General features: G+C 75.9%; 4 protein-coding genes. 2 read left to right on the top strand and 2 right to left on the bottom strand.

The window, feature by feature from the left end:
• Window positions 1-359 (bottom strand): hypothetical protein (locus tag ACJA3G_RS34250; RefSeq protein ID WP_406556930.1); only part of this gene is annotated, 359 nt, incomplete at its 3' end.
• 80 nt (window positions 360-439) lie between these two features.
• On the opposite strand from ACJA3G_RS34250, the gene ACJA3G_RS34255 reads away from it, so the two are divergent.
• On the top strand, window positions 440-745 hold the full coding sequence (locus ACJA3G_RS34255) for a hypothetical protein (RefSeq protein WP_406556931.1): 306 nt from the start codon (window positions 440-442) through the stop codon (window positions 743-745).
• Here ACJA3G_RS34255 and ACJA3G_RS34260 read toward each other — a convergent pair.
• Complete coding sequence (locus tag ACJA3G_RS34260) at window positions 660-1,991, bottom strand: PLP-dependent aminotransferase family protein (protein ID WP_406556932.1); 1,332 nt, start codon at window positions 1,989-1,991, stop codon at window positions 660-662. The genes ACJA3G_RS34255 and ACJA3G_RS34260 overlap by 86 nt on opposite strands.
• A gap of 83 nt (window positions 1,992-2,074) precedes the next feature.
• On the opposite strand from ACJA3G_RS34260, the gene ACJA3G_RS34265 reads away from it, so the two are divergent.
• Entirely contained in the window at window positions 2,075-2,830 is a 756-nt protein-coding gene (locus ACJA3G_RS34265) for an alpha/beta fold hydrolase (protein ID WP_406556933.1), read from the top strand.
• The last annotated feature ends 87 nt before the right edge of the window (window positions 2,831-2,917 follow it).

Below are 2,917 nucleotides of genomic sequence, written 5' to 3' on the forward strand. Positions count from 1 at the left end.
ATCCCCGACGCCCCCAGCACGCTCTCGCCCGACTGGGCGTACAGGAACCCCGTCCCCGCTCCGAACAGCGTTCCGAAGGCCAACGCCCGCAGTTCCCGGGGCAGGCGGCCCTGGATCAGCAGCAGGCCGAGGCCGAGCGCGGCGATGACCGCCCCGGACACCAGGCCCAGCGCGATGTTCCCGCCCGTCACCTCGCCGCCCCTGCGGCTGATGGACGCGGCCCAGAAGCCGTAGAAGACGCCGATCACGATCGGCAGGGCGATCAGGGCGGCCGGCAGGCCGAGCCGGGTCGGCCGGCCGGAGACGTGGCTCGGCCTCGACGACGGCTGCCTCCTCGGCATCGCTGCGTGTGAGGACATGGCGGACTCCTTCCACGACACTTCCCCCATACAGCCCACACCCGCGCGCCCCGCCCGGCAACCCGGGGTTGGCTGGACCCGTGCGCTCCCATGTCACCGCCGTCGGCCTCGGCATCGCCGCAGGCGGGCTCGGGCTGCGCGCGCTCGTCGCCCTCGGCCGGATCCTGACCCTCGCCGACCTCCCGCCCCGCGCCGACCCCGGCACGGCGGCGGGTGTCTACGACGCGCTCACCGCCCTCCTGCGCACCACCTCCTGGGCCGCCGTCGCCGCCGGTCTCGCCCTGGCGCTGACGGCGTGGCTCAGCGCTCGCCTGCGGCGAGCTCCGCCAGCCGACGAAGCGCCGCATCCAGCACCGGCCGTGGCGGCGACGCCAGACCCACCCTGACCGCGTCCGGCGCCGACCCCGCGCCCACCGCGAACGCGCTCCCGGGCGTCACCGCGATCCCCAGCTCCCGTACCGCCGCCGCCACGAAGGTCTCCGCCCGCCAGGGCTCGGGCAGCCGCCACCAGCAGTAGAAGGAGCGGGGGTCCGTGACGACGGAGAAACCGCCCAGGTGGCGCGCGACCAGCGCCTGCCGCGCCGCCGCCTCCGCCCGCTTCGCCGCCACCACGGTCTCGACCGTCCCGTCCTCCACCCAGCGCACCGCCGCCTCCAGACTGAACCGGGCCGCCGTCCACGCCCCCGAGCGCAGCGCCCGCGCGGCCTTCTCCCCGTACGCCTCGGGCACGCTCAGGAATCCCACCGTCAGGCCGGGCGCCAGCCGTTTGGAGAGGCTGTCGACGAGGAGGGTCCGCTCCGGCGCGTACGCCGCCAGGGGCGCGGGCGTTTCCGGGCCGTCCGCCAGGAACGCCCAGGTCGTGTCCTCGACGGCGGCCAGCCCCGACTCCCGCAGCGCCACCGCCAGTTCCGCCCGCCGCGGCCCCGGCATCGTCAGCGACAGCGGGTTGTGGAGCGTGGGCTGTACGTACACCGCGCTCAGCGGCGTACGCCGGTGGGCCGCCTCCAGTGCCGTCGGCAGCATCCCCGACCCGTCCGTCGCGATCGGCACCAGGGAGATCCCCAGCCGTTCCGCCACCGCCTTGACCAGCGGATACGTCAGCTCCTCCACGCCCACCCGGGCCCCCGGCCCGGCCAGCGAGGAGAGTGCAGCCGCGATCGCCTGGCGGCCGTTGCCCGCGAACAGCAGCCGGTCCGGGTCCGGACACCAGCCGGGGCGGGCCAGCATCCGCGCCGCCGCCGCCCGCGCCCCGGGCGTGCCGTCCGCCGCCGCCGGGCGGGTGGCCTCCAGCAGGACATCCGGGCGGGCCAGGCCCAGGAGAGCGCGCCCCATCAGCTCCGACTGCCCGTCCGCCACCGGGTAGTTGAGCTCCAGGTTCACCGGGGTGCGGCCACTGTCCTCCGCGAGCACCGACCCGGGGTGCGGCGGCGCGGCCCGGACGAACGTGCCGCGCCCGACCTCGCCCACCACCAGGCCCCGCCGCACCAGCTCCCCGTACGCCCGGATCGCGGTGGAGACCGCCACCCGGTGGCGGCGCGCGAACGTCCGCTGGGGCGGCAGCCGGTCGCCCGGCCGCAGCCTTCCGTCGGCTATCGCCGCCGCGACCCCGTCCGCCAGCCGCAGGTAGTCCATCCCGCCTCCAGAGCCCCGCCCGCATTGCACCGAGAGCAAAGATCTTATTGCACCGAGCAGTTGGGCCCGCCTAGCCTCCTGACATGCCCACCACCTACACCGACCGGGGCACGGGCGACGCCCTGCTCCTGGTCCACGGCCACCCCTTCGACCGCACGATGTGGGACCCCCAGATCGAGGAGTTCGCGCGGACGCACCGGGTCGTCGCCCCCGATCTGCGCGGCTACGGCAGCGCGCCCGTCACCCCCGGCACCACCCTCCTCTCCGACTTCGCGCGGGACGTCCGGGCGCTCGCCGACCGGCTCGGCATCGCGCGCTTCACCCTCGGCGGGCTCTCCATGGGCGGCCAGATCGTCATGGAGTGCTACCGCCTCTTCCCCGAGCGGATCAGCGCCCTGCTCCTGGCGGACACCTTCCCGGCCGCCGAGACCCCGGCCGGCCGCACCGCCCGCCGCGAGACGGCCGACCGGCTCGTACGCGAGGGCATGAGGCCGTACGCCGACGAGGTCCTGGAGAAGATGGTGGCGCCGTACGCGGACGCGGGGGTCAAGGCGCATGTGCACCGGATGATGACCGCGACCGACCCCGAGGGCGCCGCCGCCGCGCTGCGCGGGCGCGCCGAGCGGCCCGACTACCGGGAGCTGCTCACCACCGTCACCGTGCCCACTCTGATCGTGGTGGGCCGCGACGACACGTACACCCCGGTCGCCGACGCCGAGGCGATGCACGCGTCGGTCCCCGGGTCCGCCCTGGTGGTCGTGGAGGGGGCGGCCCATCTGCCCAATCTGGAGCGGCCCGAGGAGTTCAACGCGGCCCTGCGCACCCTTCTGACGGGCTGAGCGCGCCGCTCCCCGGCGGCGGACGCGGGCCGGCGTCGGCCGTACCGGCGAACCCTTCGGCCTTACGGCGAACCCGTCGCCCGGGGG

The organism is Streptomyces sp. YS-3 (genome assembly GCF_045257485.1).
Classification (GTDB): domain Bacteria; phylum Actinomycetota; class Actinomycetes; order Streptomycetales; family Streptomycetaceae; genus Streptomyces.

Coding starts and splice junctions, on each gene's coding strand:
- ACJA3G_RS34265 (WP_406556933.1), top strand. CDS start 2,075: ATGCCCACCACCTACACCGACCGGGGCACGGGCGACGCCCTGCTCCTG.
- ACJA3G_RS34260 (WP_406556932.1), bottom strand. CDS start 1,991: ATGGACTACCTGCGGCTGGCGGACGGGGTCGCGGCGGCGATAGCCGAC.